This window comes from Paenibacillus sp. P5_B5, assembly GCF_056400365.1.
This window is the reverse complement of sequence record NZ_JBFULK010000001.1, coordinates 182,531-202,216: the sequence shown is the minus strand read 5'-3', so window position 1 is coordinate 202,216 and position 19,686 is coordinate 182,531. Positions and strand designations below refer to the sequence as shown.

General features: G+C 40.6%; 19 protein-coding genes and 1 pseudogene. 4 read left to right on the top strand and 16 right to left on the bottom strand.

Features of this window, described 5'->3' with window-relative positions; all coding sequences use genetic code 11:
• Positions 1 to 147 precede the first annotated feature (147 nt).
• Together AC1DOK_RS01010 and AC1DOK_RS01005 are read left to right on the top strand one after the other, a co-directional pair.
• The gene (locus tag AC1DOK_RS01010; RefSeq protein ID WP_477552359.1) at positions 148 to 414 is read left to right on the top strand and encodes a DUF2627 domain-containing protein; all 267 of its coding nucleotides are present in this window, start codon (positions 148 to 150) and stop codon (positions 412 to 414) included.
• A gap of 118 nt (positions 415 to 532) precedes the next feature.
• Positions 533 to 802: a hypothetical protein gene (locus tag AC1DOK_RS01005; RefSeq protein ID WP_477552358.1), complete on the top strand. Its 270-nt coding sequence runs from the start codon at positions 533 to 535 to the stop codon at positions 800 to 802.
• Positions 803 to 853: 51 nt separating this feature from the next.
• Here AC1DOK_RS01005 and AC1DOK_RS01000 read toward each other — a convergent pair whose 3' ends face one another.
• The 12 genes from AC1DOK_RS01000 to AC1DOK_RS00945 all read right to left on the bottom strand — a co-directional run bounded on the left by AC1DOK_RS01000 (position 854) and on the right by AC1DOK_RS00945 (position 9,685).
• A complete protein-coding gene (locus tag AC1DOK_RS01000) occupies positions 854 to 1,084 on the bottom strand; it encodes a hypothetical protein (protein WP_477552357.1) in 231 nt (76 codons plus the stop codon).
• A gap of 79 nt (positions 1,085 to 1,163) precedes the next feature.
• Positions 1,164 to 1,418: a hypothetical protein gene (locus AC1DOK_RS00995; RefSeq protein WP_477552356.1), complete on the bottom strand. Its 255-nt coding sequence runs from the start codon at positions 1,416 to 1,418 to the stop codon at positions 1,164 to 1,166.
• 154 nt (positions 1,419 to 1,572) lie between these two features.
• The gene (locus AC1DOK_RS00990) at positions 1,573 to 2,034 is read right to left on the bottom strand and encodes a RidA family protein (protein ID WP_477552355.1); all 462 of its coding nucleotides are present in this window, start codon (positions 2,032 to 2,034) and stop codon (positions 1,573 to 1,575) included.
• A 111-nt stretch (positions 2,035 to 2,145) separates the two neighbouring features.
• Complete coding sequence (locus AC1DOK_RS00985; RefSeq protein WP_477552354.1) at positions 2,146 to 3,237, bottom strand: alanine racemase; 1,092 nt, start codon at positions 3,235 to 3,237, stop codon at positions 2,146 to 2,148.
• A 183-nt stretch (positions 3,238 to 3,420) separates the two neighbouring features.
• Positions 3,421 to 4,281: a YitT family protein gene (locus tag AC1DOK_RS00980; protein WP_477552353.1), complete on the bottom strand. Its 861-nt coding sequence runs from the start codon at positions 4,279 to 4,281 to the stop codon at positions 3,421 to 3,423.
• A gap of 224 nt (positions 4,282 to 4,505) precedes the next feature.
• On the bottom strand, positions 4,506 to 4,937 hold the full coding sequence (locus AC1DOK_RS00975; protein WP_477552352.1) for a GNAT family N-acetyltransferase: 432 nt from the start codon (positions 4,935 to 4,937) through the stop codon (positions 4,506 to 4,508).
• Positions 4,938 to 5,065: 128 nt separating this feature from the next.
• Positions 5,066 to 5,731 carry a hypothetical protein gene (locus tag AC1DOK_RS00970; RefSeq protein WP_477552351.1) on the bottom strand — a complete coding sequence of 222 codons (666 nt, stop codon included), beginning with the start codon at positions 5,729 to 5,731 and terminating at the stop codon, positions 5,066 to 5,068.
• 17 nt (positions 5,732 to 5,748) lie between these two features.
• Entirely contained in the window at positions 5,749 to 6,288 is a 540-nt protein-coding gene (locus AC1DOK_RS00965; protein WP_477552350.1) for a histidine phosphatase family protein, read from the bottom strand.
• Positions 6,289 to 6,356: 68 nt separating this feature from the next.
• Positions 6,357 to 7,088 (bottom strand): alpha/beta fold hydrolase, encoded by a 732-nt coding sequence (locus AC1DOK_RS00960; protein WP_477552349.1) that lies wholly within the window; start codon positions 7,086 to 7,088, stop codon positions 6,357 to 6,359.
• Positions 7,089 to 7,109: 21 nt separating this feature from the next.
• Positions 7,110 to 7,634, bottom strand: a complete 525-nt coding sequence (locus AC1DOK_RS00955) for a GNAT family N-acetyltransferase (protein ID WP_477552348.1) — start codon at positions 7,632 to 7,634, stop codon at positions 7,110 to 7,112.
• A gap of 181 nt (positions 7,635 to 7,815) precedes the next feature.
• A complete protein-coding gene (locus AC1DOK_RS00950; RefSeq protein WP_477552347.1) occupies positions 7,816 to 8,553 on the bottom strand; it encodes an MOSC domain-containing protein in 738 nt (245 codons plus the stop codon).
• A gap of 67 nt (positions 8,554 to 8,620) precedes the next feature.
• Positions 8,621 to 9,685 (bottom strand): LacI family DNA-binding transcriptional regulator, encoded by a 1,065-nt coding sequence (locus tag AC1DOK_RS00945; RefSeq protein WP_477552346.1) that lies wholly within the window; start codon positions 9,683 to 9,685, stop codon positions 8,621 to 8,623.
• A 114-nt stretch (positions 9,686 to 9,799) separates the two neighbouring features.
• On the opposite strand from AC1DOK_RS00945, the gene AC1DOK_RS00940 reads away from it, so the two are divergent.
• Together AC1DOK_RS00940 and manA are read left to right on the top strand one after the other, a co-directional pair.
• Complete coding sequence (locus AC1DOK_RS00940) at positions 9,800 to 10,714, top strand: ROK family protein (protein ID WP_477552345.1); 915 nt, start codon at positions 9,800 to 9,802, stop codon at positions 10,712 to 10,714.
• A gap of 22 nt (positions 10,715 to 10,736) precedes the next feature.
• Complete coding sequence (gene manA, locus AC1DOK_RS00935; protein ID WP_477552344.1) at positions 10,737 to 11,681, top strand: mannose-6-phosphate isomerase, class I; 945 nt, start codon at positions 10,737 to 10,739, stop codon at positions 11,679 to 11,681.
• A gap of 319 nt (positions 11,682 to 12,000) precedes the next feature.
• On the opposite strand, the gene AC1DOK_RS00930 is transcribed toward manA, so the two are convergent.
• The 4 genes and pseudogenes from AC1DOK_RS00930 to AC1DOK_RS00915 form a co-directional block, all read right to left on the bottom strand.
• A complete protein-coding gene (locus AC1DOK_RS00930; protein WP_477552343.1) occupies positions 12,001 to 13,785 on the bottom strand; it encodes a B12-binding domain-containing radical SAM protein in 1,785 nt (594 codons plus the stop codon).
• A gap of 209 nt (positions 13,786 to 13,994) precedes the next feature.
• Complete coding sequence (lacZ, locus tag AC1DOK_RS00925) at positions 13,995 to 17,027, bottom strand: beta-galactosidase, LacZ type (protein WP_477552342.1); 3,033 nt, start codon at positions 17,025 to 17,027, stop codon at positions 13,995 to 13,997.
• A 39-nt stretch (positions 17,028 to 17,066) separates the two neighbouring features.
• Positions 17,067 to 17,180 (bottom strand): annotated as a pseudogene (locus AC1DOK_RS00920) (carbohydrate ABC transporter permease); the annotation flags it as partial.
• A gap of 16 nt (positions 17,181 to 17,196) precedes the next feature.
• A complete protein-coding gene (locus AC1DOK_RS00915) occupies positions 17,197 to 19,680 on the bottom strand; it encodes a beta-mannosidase (RefSeq protein ID WP_477552341.1) in 2,484 nt (827 codons plus the stop codon).
• Positions 19,681 to 19,686 lie beyond the last annotated feature (6 nt).

Genomic DNA, 19,686 nt, shown 5'->3' with positions numbered 1-19,686 from the left:
ATGATTCAACACTTTATAAAATCTAGCCTTCATTATAGTCCAAAATTATGAAATTAGACACAATATATGTAACTAGATATGTTAAAATAATCACAGGATTATACTTTGTTCAATGTATGTTAATACTTAATTATCAAGGAGCTAACTATGAAATTTAAACTATCTCGAATAATTGCCATTCTGTTGATTGTCATCCCTGGGATCATGTCAACATATGGGTTTATCATTATGAAAGAAGCATTTTTTGCTCAATTCGAGCCAGCAGTCGACCATTTACCTTGGGGTAAATTAATACTCGGACTGTTCCTCTTTGTTCTGGGTATTTTCTTCCTTGGAGGATGGATTCTGTTCCGCGACCGCAAGCGTAATTATGTCGTACCACGGTTCAAAGAAAAAAGAAAAAAAACGATTTAATGACATTACATGTAAGAACTAGTTGAATCAAGCATCCAACCTTTATATAATAAGATAATGCATATCACGCAAGATCACTTATCCCTATATGCAATTGATCGCCAAGGAGGAAATTTAAATGGCTTATCAACCTAAAGTCGTAGAAGCAGAAGTTGTGAGTGAGAATCCCAAGAATGGGTTATTTGAAATCAAAGTTGTTATGCAGGATCGCAATCATTGCCGTCTGATTTTTGAACGTGATTTAACAACTAACAAAATTACGCCTACGCATATTAACCGTCTATACAAAGAACCATGTGCGATTTGTAAAAAAGACTTTCTGTGTAACTGTATGACTCGTTTCTTAGATCCTATCGCTGAGCAAGCATTAGCTATGACTGGGAAATAATGCTGTAGATTGAAGATACCTTTCCGCATCATACTCGCGGAAGGGTATTTTTTATTCATATATAGCTTTATAAACCCCATCAACAAGCGAAACAAAGCTACTTGGGTTATAAGTCATTTCTCCGAATGACACTTGTACAACCCGTTCTGTATATCTGACAAGTGCAAAGCTATCTTCCTCATGCTCAGCATCTATGTAGATATAGCACTCCAAACTAGCATTCCCTGTTTTCTCTCTTAATCTATTGGTAGCATCTTGACTAAGTGAAGCAAATTTAGGCATATTCTATTCTCCTTTCTACTTAAACAATATGAAAGAATGGCCTCGTTTATACGAAGCCACTCCTGTATTATGATCGTCCTTACACATCCTCATGCTCAACATATTTGGCATTTTCATGAATAGGACCAACGGATGCTTTACTCACTTCCATCCATTCGTTATATTCCCATGTTAGCTCTTCTGTCCGTGACCTGCCTCGCAGTACATAGGTGATTTCTTTAATTTGAATAAATTGTTCTTCGTCATAGTAACTTGCGTCATGTTCACTAAATAATTGATCGAGTTCTTTCTTACTAATGCTGATCTTTCTACCTAGTTTGTTGACGATATCCACCGAAGTCACATCCTATATTCATATTGTCGTCCTACCTATTATAAAATCGAATTGATTCTTGCGCAAACCATCTACTTCAGATAACCTATCATTCACTTTAATTAGGATCTAGAACGATCGGCAGAACAACGGAAACTGATGTGGTTACCTTGTTCTATTCAATCTCAACTATTAGCTCAATTTCAACAGGTGTATTAAACGGCAATTCGTTGGAAGAAATCGCTGAACGAGCATGTCTGCCTTTCTCACCGAATATTTCAACTAGTAACTCGGATGCGCCGTTAATAACATAAGGTTGCTGAACAAAGCCATCAGCAGAGTTAACGAATGCAAGCATCTTAACAACTTGCTTCACACGATCCAAATCACCGATTTGTTGTTTAAGAACAGCAATAAGGTTAATCATGACTTGACGAGCTGCATCATATCCCTCTTCTACTGTCAAATCGAGTCCTACTTTACCTTCGTATTTCAATACGCCATTAATTCGGCAGTCGCAACCAGATGTGTAAACGAGGTTTCCTAGAGTTTTGGCTGGAACATATTCTGCAACTGGTGTTGGCACAACTCCAAGTACGATACCTTTTTCTTCAAGAATTCTTTCAATGTTAGCCATGATTCAAATCCCCCTTAATTTATCATTTATGTGAACAACAATGCTGTGCGATGATCAATGCACCGGCGTTTTTTACGATCAAATCCAGCATGTTCATTGCCTCCTAATCTTCTATTGCAGTAGACCTCTCCCAAGAACTGTCATGGGTACTAGGCCAGCTTCATCCTCTACATAAACCGTATTATGTAAATTAACTGTACTGCAAATATGATTAGGTACTATTTCAAGCGTATCACCAATTTGGAGATTATGCGGAACATTCATCCGGATCATGCCGTGCTCTTCATTCATCCGTTCTAGTACTGCTTCTTTATAACCAATAACTTCACCAAAACCACGTAAGTTAAGCGGTGCTTGATTCGGCTGAACATCAGTAGCAAATGTTTTACTTCCTCCATCTACTACAACCAGATCTGGTGATGGCATGCTGACAATCGAAACAATTACCTTAGCTGCACAATCTTCAGCTGTACATACACCCATCTCAGTAAGCATTCTATCGTAGAAAATATAAGTTCCTGGACGGATTTCTGTGACGCCCTTTACCACTGCAACTGACTTCGCACTTGGTGAAGAACCAACACTGACATGTATAATTTCAATGCCATTCGCACGTAGTTGCTCAGCAACTGCTACCATAGTCTCGCCTTCCTCACGACCAGCAGCTTCCAAGTCAAGCGTTGATTTACCTTGATAAACTGCACCTTTAAACGTAAATATGCCGTTCAAGTTCAAACAAGGGAGCTCATGAATTGATTTCGCTAAACTTAATGCGTCATCAGGCAATACACCAGTACGATTCAGTCCAGTGTTAATTTCCAAGCGAATCTCAAGTGTTACATTTGCGGCTTGAGCAGCTTCAGACAATCGCATAGCACCGACTAAGCTATCTACCCCAACGGATATCCGTATTCTTTGAGCTAACGTAATCATACGCGCAATTTTGGACGGCACTACAATGGGATAAGCAACAAAAATATCTTGTATACCATGATCTGCCATTACTTCCGCTTCTCCAACCTTAGCAACCGTTATACCAACTGCACCTGCTGCAATTTGCTCATGTGCAAATTCAGGAATTTTATGTGTTTTGACATGGGGACGAAGCTGTACCCCATTAAGTTTAGCAATAGCTGCCATATGTTCGATATTCTGCCTCATCACATTGCGATTAATCACAATAGCTGGAGTTTCAATCATCATTTATCACCTCATCAAATGATTAGCATACTTTGATTAGTAATATTCTCAGAACATTCACACATATGAACTAATTATAGCAAGCTATAATCATCGATGCACTATAAAATGATAGAAAAAAAGTGCTACTCTATTGAGCAGCACCTACCTACATGATGATTCTTTTATTTATGTAACAATATATGATCAAGCAGTTCGCTTAAATCGCCCAATAACCTGTGAAGTATCTACAACGTTAATGAATGCAGCCGGATCAACCACAAGGATTTTCTCACGAAGTTCAGGTAATTCATAGCGTGTCGTTACGGTCATCATCATATAATTATCCGTGTGATCATAACAACCCTGCGTCTTAATTAACGTAATTCCATGAGGAAGGGTAACAAGTGCTTCCGCCATTTCATCTTTTTTCTTGGTAATAATGAATGCTGTTACCTTCAGATGCCTTACGTGAATCATATCTACTACTTTTCCTTTAATATAGATAGATACAAGTGAATATAAAGCTAGATCCCAATTATCTAGGAATCCTAAGATAACCACAATCACCGAGTTCATGATCATCAGAACCATGCCAAGCGGGAAATCTCTCTTCTTCGTTACAATTGCACCAATAATGTCAAATCCACCAGTCGAACCCCTGAATCTAAAGGAATATCCAACCCCGATTGCGATTAATATGCCACCAAATACACCTGATATCAATGGATCTTTGGCAATTTGAATATCCGGTAATAATTTCAATGCTACTGTTGTTGTAACAACTGAGATTAGACTATATAAGACAAAGCGTTTACCTAGCTTCACCCATCCCCAGATCAAAATCGGTACATTCATCGCAAAATACATAACCGATATATCAACAACCGTAAAATAACTAATAATCATTGAAATCCCGGCGACGCCTCCACTAAGTAGGTGGTGTGGTTCCAAGAACCACTTAATTCCAATCGCCATTATTAAGGCAGATCCAATAATTACAGTCATTTCATAAGCGGTACATACTAGATTACGCTTATTTCCCTGTACCATCGACTGGTACTTCATCGCATACCCCTTCTTCCAATATTTTTCATATATAATTTTTATCACTATAATTATAAATTTTTATAGAAAATTAACTGTGATTAATATCACTATATCGGTAGATTGTGCTGGGCTGTAGGTACTTTTAAATAGGAAAACAGTCACCTATTTCCATAGAAATGGGTGACTGCTGAATTCATCATTATATAAAGTTCCGTGCATTCTCGAATCGATGGATTCCAAAATCACTTATCGTTGTTTCTAATATAATCAGGACGTCTTCTCATAAATCCTTCAGAATCCACTTCAAAATCATATTGTTTATATAGTTCATGTGCATCCCCTGTCCCTAATACCCCCGTCAAATCTTTCAGCTCATCAGACTCTACCAAGCTTTCAACCAACTTCTTACCTAGACCTTTGCCTCTATATTCTTCATCAATAAATACATCACATAAATAGAACATAGTAGCGTGGTCGGTAACGACTCTAGCAAATCCAACCTGTCTACTCGCATGATAAATTCCGTAACAAACTGAGTTTTGAATGGATCTTTCGGTTCTTTCTTCCGGTCTCTTATTCGCCCAATAGCTTCTTGCTAGGAAAGCCTTGATTGTCTGTATATCTAGCAGATCTTTATTATCACTTATTAAATAGTCATCAAATTTGATTTCCATGCTTACTCAGCTCTCCCTTGTAAAAGCATATATATATTTGTTGCGTTAATTCATATATCACTTACACAGAGTACTTAAGTATTTATTTATTTCTATTGAAGCAAATCTTGAATAAAATGTTAGCTTCATCATTTAAAATAGGCATATAAATTCCCATCATAATCCTTATCTAAATTTTCCTTGCTATCAAAAAATAGATCCAATTTATCAATGGCATAATAATCGAATTGATCATATCTTTTGACAAGTGTAAAATATGCACCTTTGATATCCGCCGTATGTCCGCTTTCATTGTGCTCTTTAACATCGTTATTGGTCATATAGAAGAAGGTAGCACTAGTGAACATACCTATAATATTCCATAAGTTATGATCCTTGTATGTAGAGAGTAATTCCTCTCTGTGATTTTCTAGCATTGTAAGATTAGCATGACACATGGCTTCCTTCTGGAAATCTGTGAAACAAACAAATAAATGCTGTGTATTATACATTTGGCTAGCCTGTACATCATTCATTACGATAGTAGCAAAATGATTTGCAATCTCCTGCTGATCCTTTTTCTTGAATCCAAAATGACCTTTACGAGAGTCTAGCATACTCCGATACTGATTGGTTGTATTTAAGATAATATTCAGCCTAGGTGTTTGATCTACATAGTCAAAAACATAATTTAGCATCTCTACATCAAATTTTTCCTTGAGATTGTTAACGAGCTCTTGGAACAATGGTTCTAACTGTATATTTCCAAGTTTGATGTCACATGTTTGTTGATATGTACTGGAATCAAGTAGCATATGATACACCTCCTATATTATTTCCAAGCTCTCCTTACAACTGTTTCATTCGAATCCATTAATAAATGGTATACATCAGGGTTTGAGATACTCATCCAATCATCAAATCCGAATGAGCTATCATAAAATTTAATTATTAATGACATGAGTGCTCCGTGTGTCACCACTACTATATTTGATTCATCGCGTTTCGTTATTTCCTCTACGACTTCCATTCCTCTATTCATTGCTTCATTGGAAGATTCTCCACCCTCAAACTTTAGATCAAGATTCAAGTATGTTTCCTTTAATTTATCCATCCAGTCAACATAATCTTCCGAGCTTAACACTCTCTCTTGTAATCTATCATCGGGTTCAATGGTCAAGTTCACTCTCTCACAAAAGGGTTTAATCGTAGCCACTGCTCGGAGATATGGGCTACACACTACGCCTTCAATATCTTTATCCATTAAAAATTCCGCCAGTTCTATTGCCTGCTGCTCTCCTTCATTAGTTAAAGCTGCGGTTGACTCCTGACCAGTTGCTTTACAATGTCTGATAAGATAAATATTTTTCATTGAAATTCCCCTTTGTCATACATTCGCCTCACGCATACCTCCACGAAACTACAAATCGCATACTCGGCTTAATTAGCCAAATGCTTATCAAGCCATTCTTTTGTTCGCTCTAGCATACCAAGTGTCACCTGATGATTCACCTCAGAATATTCCACTAACTGCAGATATTCCTCAGATATAGGATTCGTAGACATGGCATTCATAAAATATCGCTGACTTTCAATCGGAATCGTAAGATCCGTCTTCCCATGAAGTAATAACAGAGCCTTATCACGATCTATACTTAGATGAGTTAATGGATCGTGCTGTTCGAGAGAAGTCCTTTCGTCAGCAGACATCGGATTTCTTCCATCCATTTCTCGAAATAGTTCCTCACATTTGACCCAGGCACAAGAACCGTTGATAACTACCACGGATCGCACTCTAGAAACTTTGGATAAGGTACCTGCAGCTATAAAACCACCAGCTGAGTTACCGACGATCGCAATTGGATCATCCGTAGAGGCTAGCTCGTTGGTAATGGCTTCGGCTTCCTGAATAGACTTCAAAACGACAGGCCAAAAGTACTGTTGTAATTCTGACCTGTCAAAATAATTTAACTTGCCCCGCTCCCCATGATACGGTAATTCAGGTACAATGACCCTATATCCCCAACTTGATATCATGGATGCAAAGAACGAATAATCATCTATGCTTGAAGCCCAGCCATGATACAAAAGAACTGTCCCTACAGGTTTGATAGACGGGTTTATACGTAGACATGGAATTTCTGCTATTCTGCAGTTATGATTACTTTTCATGAAGTTCTCCTTAAAGAAAATCTAATTATCAAAGAATGCCTTCGGATAGATTAGTTCCCCCTGAATGGTGCCTAGTGCATTCTCCAGTACTTCATATACCATAAAAACCTCATCCGAAACTTCAAATTGCTTTAATTCGAGTCCAAATTGCCGAGCTGGTTTAAACCCAAACTTAGGATAGTATGTAGGATGACCGATTAGTAGAACGAGCGAAAATCCACATTCCTTACATCTCATTAACCCTTCTGTAATTAATTGCCTCCCTATCCCCTGCTTCTGAAAGCCAGGCTTAACAGCAATAGGAGCTAATGCTATCACTTCATACTTGCGTTCTCCATCCACTACTTCAGCCTTACTCATTAATAGATGTCCTACAATTTCATCATCTAGTTCTGCTACTATTGAAAGTTGCGGTACAAAATACTCCGTATCTCGTATCCGATCAACTAAATTCGCTTCATCTTCCCGATCTCCAAAAGCCTTATAATTAACATCTCGGACTTGATCATAGTCTTCTTTAGTTTCAGTTCGGATAGTGAGTGACATATCATAACTCCAATCTGTTTGTTTATTCAGATAAAAATAGTCATCAAGTTTACAGCACCTGATGACTTGATTTCCATCCCATAACACATGACCATCTATTATCTTGTTCCATAATAACATTTTTAATTCCAATTTCTAAATATTGAATTCATATTTCTTTATTTAGTGCTTCTACCATTCCTTACTCCACTAGATATACAACATCTCCAGCATGAACCGTACCTACTCTTACTACATCAGCGTACATACCAAAGCATAGGTTCATGTTCTGGTTTATCTGCTTAAGAAGGGTAGGGTCACGATCAAGAGAATCCGGGTCAATTGTGATCATGGCACAACGTTCGCATAATGATTTAATTGACAGTTCCGTATCTCCAATCCCTAATCTTCTACCAATATAATCTGATTCATTAAAATCAATATCATCGTTTAACACTAATAGAAAGTTCGCTCTAAATCGGCGGTCATCTACTGGCTTACCCCATAGTTGCTCAATTTTCCTGAGAGATTGGTTCGTTATAATCAGGATACTTCCATCATCAACCGCAAGTTGCTCCCCAGAATTCAAACTGAAGCATTCCATGGAGATGGTTTTATCCGATAACGCTTGAATATTCTGTAATAATTGCTGATTCCAATGATGGATTCGTCCATCAGGACAGGTTATCTTCACTTGCGGAATGTCTTGATCAGATGATTGAATATCTAATTCTGCTTTATATTTCAGCATTTGGGGAATTTGTCTCGCTGTGATGTATCGTGACCATCCTGCTTTGGTATTATCAACAAATGCATGGCTACGATCCCCATACAATCCATAGGATTTGAGTTTGACACTGCTCAACCTTTCCCCAGCAAAAGATTTAACAGGGTAACGATTAATTTGTTGAATTACACCAATTGGCTTAGCATTTATCACGGATCAATCGCTCCTCTATTTCTCCAAATTTATGATATACGAGATAGGTTATGGACAGCATGTAGAACTAGTCTTTAAATATTTGACTGTTTCTGGGAAATACTGATCTACCAGTTATTTTTACGGAATCTCTAACAACGAGGGTTGGTGGAATACTCCATTTAATGTTTGTATTTGTGTACGTGTTGATATGGTTCAGTAATTCTACAACAGCCAAACACATCTCTGTACGATTCACCCGCATAGTAGTAAGCGGTGGATTAGCGGATGACGATAGCTCTAGATCATCAAATCCAATAACAGAGACATCCTCAGGAACACGTACTTGACGTTCACGAAGCAGTTCAAGTAATAGCAATGCCGTTCTGTCATTTCCACACATAATCGCAGAAGGCTTGTCTATAAGTGCCTCCCAATATGTACCTATTTCTTCACGGGTTGCTTGAAATCCTGCGGACCTAATTAAACTCATCCTAGGATCTATGGGGATCTGGTTATCCATCATCGCCTTCAAATAACCAAACCAGCGTTCATCATGACTCGTTGTCAGATTCGTTGGCCCGATGAAACCAATCTTTCGATGACCCGATTCAATTAAGAACTGTACGGCTTCATAAGCCCCCTCTACATTTGCCGATGTGACGGCTGGACAAGCTATTTCTCGATGATAGGAATCGAACATAATTACAGGGGTATTGCACTCCTGAACCATCGAAGCATAGTCTTTACTTACGATTCCGAATAAAATTATCCCAGCATACGAAAGCTCATGAACTAATTGCGGCAGTTCTAACTTTCGCTCCATGTGATCACTAATCCGAGCTATAACAGCATTCCAATTCTGTTTACGAAGACTGGCTTCTAATCCCCATATCAAATCATGATAAAAAAGAAAATGCTCATTATCCTCATGACTCATGATTCGCTCAGGAATCATAATTAAGATATTTTTCACTTGCTGTTGCTTCTCTAAATTCCGCTCATAGCCTAATTCCTTAGCCGTTTCTCGAATCTGAACCCTTAATTCCTCACTAATACCATTTTTGTTCATTAGCGCTAGTGATACGGCATTCTTTGATATATGAAGTTTATCCGCAATGTCTTGCATCGTTATTTTCTTTTTGCGAGGCATACCTATGATTTCCTCCAATTATATGTTATTTTATTATTGTAACTTGATTTAAATAGTTCGGTCAAGTTTTGTCAAGTAAACGGTATAATTATGAAGTAGTAGGAGGGGCAACCCATGAATTTAGCAATAGGCATCGATATCGGCGGAACTAAAATAGCTATTGGAATTGTAGATGAAACGGGTCATATAGTTGGTCAATCTCGTCTTCATACTGATTTCTCTATCAAGCCAAGCGAAATGTTAGTTCGAATTGCTGAATCTGTAGAGGAATTAATCCAAGTCCATGCGATTGACACGAAGTCCATTATTGGAATTGGAGTTGGCGCGCCAGGTCCTCTAGATCCTCTAAATGGAAGGATTACTTGTCCCCCTAACTTGCCGGGATGGAACGACTTCCCATTAGTCGATGAAATGAAACAATTATTACCTTACACGATAAAAATGGAGAATGATGCAACAGCTGCTACCCTGGCTGAGAAATGGATTGGTGCAGCACGACATTCCAATAACTTTATTTATCTGACGATTAGTACAGGAATTGGTGCAGGCATCTACCTTCATGGAAGGTTAATTACAGGAGCTACGGGTAATGCCGGTGACGCTGGACATATCGTAATTAATCCAACTGCAGGTAAATGTTCTTGTGGGCAAAATGGCTGCTGGGAATGGCTTGCTTCCGGAACTGCCATTGCTAGACAAGCATCCGAGCTTGCGAGTAAACCAATAACAACCAAAGAAGCGTTCGATCTAGCTGAACAAGGCAATGCCTCCATGAAGCAACTTGTCGAGACTGCCTTTCGATATACTGGAATTGGCTGTGTCACACTCATTAATTTATTTGATCCTGATACAATCGTAATCGGTGGTGGCGTGTCTCAAATTGGAGAGCCATTATTCAAGGCTATACAAGACTATGTTTCACACAATGCACTTAACCCATCTGGCCGTAATACATCCATTATTCCATCCCAGTTGTTACAAAATACTGGATTAATTGGAGCTGCTGCTCTAATTCATAATCCCTATTAAACTCGAGAGAGGACGTTGACTTATGAATGAACCTATTTTTCTTGAACCTGTATTCAAAGAAAGAATATGGGGAGGAAGCAAACTGAATCAATTATTCGGCTACGAAATCCCTTCTCCTATTACTGGTGAATGTTGGGGCATCACTGCGCATCCTAACGGACAAAGCACAGTTAAGAATGGTACATATACAGGATTAACACTTGGAGACTTATGGAACAAGCATCCTGAATTATTTCATTCAGATTCCGATACATTTCCTTTATTGATCAAGATTCTTGATGCATCTGATGATTTATCTGTTCAGGTACATCCAGATGATTTATATGCTGGCCAAAATGAGAATGGTGAGCGTGGCAAGACAGAGTGCTGGTATGTGCTCGAGAGCGAGCCAGGTGCTGAGATCATATTCGGGCATCGAGCAAGCTCCCGAGAAGAACTAAGCCAAATGATTGATCAAGGAGATTGGGAGCAGCTTCTGTGCAAAGTCCAAGTGAAGGCTGGCGACTTCTTCTATGTTCCTAGCGGTACCATTCATGCGCTCGGCAAAGGAATAGTCGTGCTCGAAACGCAGCAGAGTTCAGACACTACATACCGTGTGTATGATTATGATCGTAGAGATGCTGAAGGAAATCTTCGTGCACTTCATTTAGATAAAGCGATTGACGTTACTAATATCCCTCATTATTCACCCGATCTAGAGTCCAAAACTGTACGCCTAGATGATGCTGAACTCATAACACTCGTGTCTAATGAATTTTTCACTGTTGAAAAATGGAATATTGATGGTACAGTTGCACTTAATTCAAATCCAAAGTTCATTAATGCGACTGTCATCAGTGGTGAAGGTCAGCTTATAGCTGATGGTCATAGTTATCCACTTCATAAAGGTGATCATTTTCTTCTTCCTGCTGAATACGGTCCTTATAAGTTAAACGGTCAGCTTGAGCTAATTATTTCATCGGAGTAAGAGTACCTGCGTGATTAATCTCAATAACAAAAAAACTCCTGTACCAGAGTTTGCTGATACAGGAGTTATTTCTACGCTTATCCAATCCACTTAAATGATGCACTCATACGGTCTTTGCCGCCACAGAAGAATATTTCTCCTTTTAAAAGTAAAGCACTAGCTTTATTTGGTTACTATGGCATTAGATTAGCTGTACAACTATTAATAGACAGATTGAATGGACGATCGATTTCACTTAAAGTTACAGTGCCTTATAAACTAATTGTTAGCCAGAGTTGTGGCGTAAAATAAGAGAAAAGAGGTTGCCCCTCAGTCGTTTTTATGACTTTTGGGGCAGCCCCAGCTGCATGGTATAGTATTGTGCTCCCTTGTTGTTATGTAACGCATAATAAGCAATCAGCAAAGTATGCTGCGAGTGATCGATTATTCCATCTTGAATTAGCTTCGGAAGATCAAATGAAAGTTGCTCAATTACAGTATGCTTGTACAATTCCTTCTCAGATAAACAGAGTGCCTCGAATTCAGCTGATACTCGGGATGGCTGTTCAGCTAATAAGCTCATATAAGAAGCGTACGTTTCTTTATCAAGCGTCATCTCCCACCATGGCTTACGCGGCTTGTTCTTGTGATTTAGGTAATAATCCAGCTTCATTAATCCTAGGGCCGCATCGAGATTCTGGGTCCCACGCTGTTCTAGAAACATCTTCAGCCTTAAAAATAGATCCTCTAATTGATGCCCGATCTTCGACCATCCCTGCCGAACCCAGTAATCTCCAAAATCCTGAAAAAAATCGAATGGCGTCATAAATTCATAGCTAATCAAATATTCAACCGTACGATCCATACGATGCGAATTCCAATATTTTTCGAGAATGTCTTCCACCTGTTTGATTCGCAGCACATCCTGAAACGGCAGTACATTGTTGCACAGTACCTCATACGGTGCATTGTCCATATACTTATAACCGTATAGCTCAGCATCCCTTCGCATACCTGTTCCACGCAGCATTTTTAGAAAGCCTAACTGCAATTCCTCTGGACGCATTGCAAATACGTCGTTAAAGGTTTGTGTGAAGGACTCGTAATCTTCTTCAGGCAAACCAGCTATTAAGTCGAGATGCTGATCGATTTTGCCGCTACCCTTAATCATTTGGACCGTACGCGACAGCTTGGCAAAATTCTGCCTTCTCTGCACCAGCTTGTTCGTCGCATCATTCGTTGATTGGATACCAATCTCAAATCTAAATACCCCTGGAGGCGCATGATCAATTAGGAACTGCAGTACCTCTGGGCGCATGATATCGGCAGTTATCTCGAACTGAAATACACATCCATTATGGTTATCAATCAAGAACTGGAAGATCTCAAGCGCATACTCACGGTTAATATTAAAGGTACGATCCAGAAACTTGATCACTTTGGCACCAGATTGAATGAGATGCAGCAAATCCGCCTTGGACCGCTCCACATCATAGTATCTAACCCCGATTTCCGTACTCGACAAACAAAATTGACAACTAAACGGACAGCCACGACTTGTCTCAAAATAGACGATACGCTTGCTCAAGTCCTCAAGATCCTTGGGAAAATAATGCGGCGAAGGCAGTTCATTCAGATCTATCTTTCCCCTTGCAGGGTTAACAACAATTGTATCCGTATGACGGCAGCGGTAGGCCATTCCATCTACACGATCATATCGACATTTATCATCGATCTCTTGTAGCAAATGATGAAATGTTACCTCACCTTCACCCATAACAATAAAATCTATCTCAGGCACACGGCTCATGAATACTTGCGGGTCAAAAGACACCTCAGGTCCGCCAAGCACAATTTTTACATCTGGCATAATCTTTTTAAGTATCTGAACAATATGTAAGGTTTCTTCAATGTTCCAGATATAGCATGCAAAACCGATCACATCTGGACGACGATTATATAAATCTGTAACTATATTTAACGCAGGATCTTTGATGGTATACTCAGCAATCTCAATTTCAAAATCACGCTCTGCATACGCCTTCAAAAGTCGAAGCGAGAGCGCCATATGTATATATTTGGCATTTAAAATTGCTAATGTCGTTCTTAGACTACTTTTCCCCATTCTCTTAACCTCTTCTTCTGACTGAATTTGTAGTAATAGGAGGACCTCTGAACATTGTACATCGAACAGCAGATGGATTGCACTATGTAATTTGGTCAGCCCGATACATGCAGCTCGTCGCGCAGGTTACGGAACTAAGTAAAAACGGATGCCGTCATTTAAGACGGCATCCGTTTCTGCGAGAAAAGCTGGATGATAGCGATTTTTATTTAGACCTTTCGAATCCAGAACTCATACTCCATATCTTGATCGGACTTGATATGATATTCCTCATGGACTGGAGCACCCCAGCTGTCGTCACCGCCTACGCCCATTTGGCGGCCAGCTACTGTAACGACTGTGTAATGGACTTGAGGCAGCTCATATGGATGCATTGCATGCTCAAGCTCGAATGCGGTATATGGTGAAATATTGCATTCCACTGGTTCAGATGCAGATGCACTAATCTGAATCCCTCGGCCTGCCTGATTCGTGATATTCACACGACGTACACCAGTACGATTACCCGACTCTTGCGGTACGATGTACGGAGATACATTATCTGCTGCTTCATTCTGGAAGGTACATAATCTGGCGCCATGGCAACGATCGATGTAGTTCTCGTCAGGTCCCATTGCATACCAGTCAAGCTTATGATAATCTGCCGACAGCTTGAAGGATACCGCGAAGATTGGCATATCTGGCAGCCCTTGGACCCCATGGTAGCTTGGCTTCACTTGAATGCTTCCATCTCCATACACCGTATACGCCACTTGTACACGCACATCTGGATGAATGTTAACCAGATACGCGAAAGTAATCGTTGCATGATCAGCTTCTTCCACCAATGCGGTATTGATGCATCTAGGCTTCAGACTTGCACCATACCAAGCGCCGAGGTCAAAGCCCATTACTGTACCCCGATCATTATCCGTCGTCGCTCTCCAGAATAGTGGATAAACAGGCTGCGCAATCAGCTCCTGACCTGCATAGTTAACTGAGGTCAAGCATCCTGCCGCTTTGGAGAACTGGATGCTAAAGCCTGCGCCTTTTACACCGATATTGACATCACCTTGAGCTACTCGGATTGTACCTGTAGGCATAGATTTAGCCTTCTCCAAGATCTGTTCGAACACGAACTGTCCAAATGCCACCTCATGTCCTGCCTGCGCCCATAACGTACTTGACTTTAGCTTCATCGACGCATTAAAGATATATTCCCCGTTTGCATCCGCATATTGTTTCCAATTCAGCTTAATATACTGCTCGTCTCCTGGAGCAACAATAACGTCCATCTGTCCGACATATACCTGATGCCCCTCATGACATACACTGTATTCCAGCACATAGCCCACTGTATCGATAAATAAATTCTCATTCGTAATTTTGACGCCTGCTTGATCTGGCACAAGCTTCACATTTTGATATAAGAATTTTACTTCCTGCAGCTTCGGAGACGGTGTGCGATCTGCACAGACAATACCGTTCGCAACAAAATTGTAGTCTGTTGGACGATCACCGTAATCTCCGCCATAGGCCATAAATTCATTACCGTAACGGTCCTTCTTGAGAATCGTTTGGTCGATGTAATCCCAAATAAATCCGCCTTGGTACATCTGATATTTGTGTTCAAGCTCCGTATACTTATGCATGCCGCCCAGTGAATTGCCCATCGCATGGATATATTCACAGTTAATGAATGGCTTGGACGGATTATCGTTTAAATAAGCTTCGATATCCGCTGGCTTCGCATACATTCGGCTTTCCATGTCGCTTGTATCATTGAAGCTGCGATCATGGAATATGCCTTCGTAATGAACGAGTCGGCTCGGATCGGTCTTGCGGAAATACTCTGATACGTTATAAATGACTTCTCCACCGTAGGATTCATTCCCGCATGACCAGATTATGATCGCAGGATGATTCTTGTCTCGCTCCAGCATCGACATCGCACGATCCATTACAATCGGCTGCCATTCAGGCAGATTGCCAGGGATTGCCCATGATGGGTCTACAGCTCCTTGCTTCTGCCATGAACCATGGGTTTCAAGGTTCATTTCATCAATGACATATAAACCATACTCATCACACAGCTCGTACCATAAGCTCTGATTCGGGTAGTGGGATGTACGAACCGCGTTGATATTGTTCTGTTTCATCGTTTGAATATCCCATAACATATCCTGCTTGGTTACAGCCCGACCCCTTCTGCAGTTGAACTCATGACGATTCACGCCTTTGAACACAATTCGCTTGCCATTTATGTACATCACTTTATCGATCAGCTCAAACTTGCGGAAGCCTACTTTTTGCGGAACGACTTCGACGAGCTGACCCGCTTCATCATAAACCTGCAAGAACAACGTATACAAATACGGCTGTTCAGCACTCCATAACTCCACCTGCTCGAGCGAGAATTGAACTTGCGCTCCATCTGCAGCTAGAACAGCTTCACCACTAGCAACCTCTGCTCCACTGCGATCACACAGCTCATATTTCACTTTGCCTGCTGGCTTGCCTGTCAGCTTAAGATCTGCCGAGAAGCTGGCTCCTTTATAAGCTGCATCCAGATCTGTCCGAACGAACATATCCTGAATATGAACCTCTGGCACTGTATAGAGATATACGTCACGGAAAATACCCGAGAAACGCCAGAAATCTTGATCCTCCAGCCAGCTTCCCGTGCTGCGCTGGTAGACTTCAACAGCCAGTTTATTGTCACCCTCTTGTATATAAGGGGTTAAATCAAATTCCGCTGGCGTAAAGCTGTCCTCGCTATACCCCACAAATTGTCCGTTCAACCATACATAGAACGCAGTTTCAACACCCTGAAAGGAGATATGGACAGGGCGGCCTTGCATCAGCGCTGGCAACTCAAAATGCTTCACATAACTGCCGACTGCATTAAACTCTTCTGAAATAGCAGGCGGGCGAAGCTCTTCATGACCATCCCACGGATATTGGGTATTCACATACTGTGGTGAACCGTATCCTTGCAATTGAATATGCCCGGGTACTTGAATCCCGTTCCAAGCCTCACAACTAAATTCCTTCATATAGAATTCTGCCGGACGACTTGCAGGATTCACAGTGTAATGGAATTTCCATGTACCATTAAGACTATACCGCATCGACATAGAAGCGGAGCTTTGCGCCTCCTCCATGCTCGTAAAGTAGCGGTGGTCCGAGTGTGCTGGCACCCGATTCACTGCAAATACATTCAAATCACTCAGCCATGCTAATGTCGGTTTCGCTTGCTCCATATCCCTATCCCCTTACCTTTGATTTTCATCAATTAATAATTACTTCACAGTACCTATCATACCAGCTACAAAGTGCTTCTGCACTATGAAGAATACTACTGCTGTTGCATAACCAGCACCTAAGTTGGAAATCAAAAGCGGAATGGTTGTGTTGGGTTTCAAAAGTTAATTAAATCGTAGTATAAGAATCAAATAAACTCCTGATTTGCAACTCTTGATTTAGCTGTTGCAGCGAGGCTGGCTTCGATAAGTCAGCTTTCTTCAAACGGATTTGCTTGGTTTCTCCTGCAGACACGTGGAAATAGTTATCCTCGAATCTTGCATCGAGATTAAGGAAGTCAAGCTCAATGAATTGGGCGAATGCATCAGCATCTACTTGGATTACATAGCAATCTTCTTCTTCGGAAATAGCTGCACGCAAGCCTGGCTGCACGAAGTTATAATGCTTTGGCTTAACAAAAAGTACACTGCCTTTGCTGATTTCAACTTCATCGACAATAAGTACATACTCTAGATACAAATTGCGTTTTATGGCTTCATCCGTGAAAACGTCTGCGAAATTTAAATCCAGACACTCTCTTGCTGACAAGGAGTCTGCAACAACTTCAGTATGACCGCTTTGTACAACGGCAGAGAATTGATCCCTTAGCTTCCATTCGACTCTTGCCTTAACCGTTTGGCGAGTATCATTTGTAATAACTAGCTTAACCTGTGTACCTTCTTCCTCGGCAGAAAGCAGGATTGGAGCATAGAATCGTTTGGCATAGTAATGAAGTGCCTTCCATCTGCCATAATAATCAATGCTTGACCATGATGCTACAGGCCAGCAATCATTCAGCTGCCAATAGATTGAGCCCATGCAGCGTCCTCTGTTGCGGCGCCAATGTTCAACTCCATATCGCATGGCTTCAGCTTGCAACAGCTGTGATACATATAACAATGAAGGAAAATCCTTAGGGATTAAGAAATTACCTGATATTCCAAGAAGAATCTTGGCATTTCCACCTGGATTTTTCTGATGACTTTCCATAACTGGTGTAAAAATATTTCTTTCCCCTGGTTCTGTAAAGGTACTAACTGTTTTCATTGCAGGGAAGGACTGAAATCCAAACTCTGAACAGAAGCGGAAATAGTATTTACGATATTCCGTAAACTCCTTATCTCCATGCCATACTTCCCAGTAATGAACGTCACCCCTGTCATAAGAATTCGGTTCATCGAATCCACCACCTGAAGATGGTGAAGCCTTCCAGTAAAATGTATTTGGATCATGTGCTTTAGTCACTTCAGGGACAATAATCTCAAATTGTTTCACATAATCTGTTTTCAGCTTTTCTCGCTTTGGAAATTCCCAGTCCATCCAGGCCATTTCCATTTCATTATTCCCACACCAGATACCGAGTGAGGCATGATGTCTTATGCGTTTAACATTGTCAGCGATCTCAAGCTTCACTTCCTCTGTAAACTCATCATTCATGTCATACTCTGCACAGGCGAACATATGATCTTGCCATACGATTAATCCATATTGATCACATAAATCATAGAAATAATCTTCTGGGTAGTAGCCTCCACCCCATACGCGAATGCAGTTAAAATTAGCTGCTACACAATCACGAATTAGTTGCTCTGTTCGTTTCTCATTCATCCGATCATGAATATTATCTTCAGGTATATAGTTAGCACCCATTGCGAAGATCGGAATCCCGTTGATTACAAATTCAAAGGATTCCCCCCACTCATCTGCATTACGATCTACCGTTAGTGTACGTAATCCAATCGAATAGTTCTTTTCATCGACAATCTTGGTCCCTTGCATAAGCTTAAGCTTTAACTCATACAAAGGTTGTTCTCCCAGTCCGTTAGGCCACCACAGCTCTGGACTTGCAACACTCAGCTTGATCGTACTCATCCCACTTGTAATTGATTGGGTATCCATTACTAGCCTTGTACCATTTGGTGAGATCAGCTCAGTTTCAAGCTCAAGCACTGTTTCGTGATATAACTTTGCAGACACTTGAACATCTAACATCACATTGCCAGACTCTTGATGCTCTTGCGTAATATATACATCCTCAAGCTGTCCTTTCTCATAGGCAAGCAAGTAAATATTGCGCCAGATGCCGCTATCAGGGACCTTCGGTCCCCAATCCCAACCAAACATATGATGAGCCTTACGCAAATGTGGAAAACCTTGTACGACATACTCACCATTCGCAGCCCATAAGCTAAATTCCTTCTGCTTCTGTTCTACATATTCAACAGGAGAACGGAATACGATTCTGAGATGATTCTTACCTGCTACTACCACCTCATTAACTGCAAAACGATAAGTGCGATGCATATTGAACGTAGTCGCAATGCTTATACCATTTAAATAAATTTCTGAAATCGTATCCAGACCTTCACAGCATAGCTCAAGTCGATCTGCAAGATCCAGCATGGAGGAATCAACCACAAATTCCCGTTCGTACTCATAGTCTTGCCTGAAAGCTTCAAATACCTCGTATTCCTGTTCTTTGTAGTACGGATCTTGAATCAGTCCAGCTCGAAGCAAGTCGGATGCTACTGAACCAGGCACCTGAGCTGCAGTCCAATCCTTATCTAGGGTACTTTTCATGCTCCATTGTCCATTTAAATCAAACTTTAGCATTTCCTA

Excerpts from the sequence above, each read along its gene's own strand:
- AC1DOK_RS00930 (WP_477552343.1), bottom strand. The coding sequence starts at position 13,785 with ATGGGGAAAAGTAGTCTAAGAACGACATTAGCAATTTTAAATGCCAAA.
- AC1DOK_RS00985 (WP_477552354.1), bottom strand. The coding sequence starts at position 3,237 with ATGATGATTGAAACTCCAGCTATTGTGATTAATCGCAATGTGATGAGG.
- AC1DOK_RS00945 (WP_477552346.1), bottom strand. The coding sequence starts at position 9,685 with ATGCCTCGCAAAAAGAAAATAACGATGCAAGACATTGCGGATAAACTT.
- AC1DOK_RS00960 (WP_477552349.1), bottom strand. The coding sequence starts at position 7,088 with ATGAAAAGTAATCATAACTGCAGAATAGCAGAAATTCCATGTCTACGT.
- AC1DOK_RS00980 (WP_477552353.1), bottom strand. The coding sequence starts at position 4,281 with ATGAAGTACCAGTCGATGGTACAGGGAAATAAGCGTAATCTAGTATGT.
- AC1DOK_RS00965 (WP_477552350.1), bottom strand. The coding sequence starts at position 6,288 with ATGAAAAATATTTATCTTATCAGACATTGTAAAGCAACTGGTCAGGAG.
- AC1DOK_RS00970 (WP_477552351.1), bottom strand. The coding sequence starts at position 5,731 with ATGCTACTTGATTCCAGTACATATCAACAAACATGTGACATCAAACTT.
- AC1DOK_RS00915 (WP_477552341.1), bottom strand. The coding sequence starts at position 19,680 with ATGCTAAAGTTTGATTTAAATGGACAATGGAGCATGAAAAGTACCCTA.
- AC1DOK_RS00940 (WP_477552345.1), top strand. The coding sequence starts at position 9,800 with ATGAATTTAGCAATAGGCATCGATATCGGCGGAACTAAAATAGCTATT.
- AC1DOK_RS00990 (WP_477552355.1), bottom strand. The coding sequence starts at position 2,034 with ATGGCTAACATTGAAAGAATTCTTGAAGAAAAAGGTATCGTACTTGGA.
- AC1DOK_RS01000 (WP_477552357.1), bottom strand. The coding sequence starts at position 1,084 with ATGCCTAAATTTGCTTCACTTAGTCAAGATGCTACCAATAGATTAAGA.
- AC1DOK_RS01005 (WP_477552358.1), top strand. The coding sequence starts at position 533 with ATGGCTTATCAACCTAAAGTCGTAGAAGCAGAAGTTGTGAGTGAGAAT.
- lacZ (WP_477552342.1), bottom strand. The coding sequence starts at position 17,027 with ATGGAGCAAGCGAAACCGACATTAGCATGGCTGAGTGATTTGAATGTA.
- AC1DOK_RS00955 (WP_477552348.1), bottom strand. The coding sequence starts at position 7,634 with ATGTCACTCACTATCCGAACTGAAACTAAAGAAGACTATGATCAAGTC.
- AC1DOK_RS00975 (WP_477552352.1), bottom strand. The coding sequence starts at position 4,937 with ATGGAAATCAAATTTGATGACTATTTAATAAGTGATAATAAAGATCTG.
- manA (WP_477552344.1), top strand. The coding sequence starts at position 10,737 with ATGAATGAACCTATTTTTCTTGAACCTGTATTCAAAGAAAGAATATGG.
- AC1DOK_RS01010 (WP_477552359.1), top strand. The coding sequence starts at position 148 with ATGAAATTTAAACTATCTCGAATAATTGCCATTCTGTTGATTGTCATC.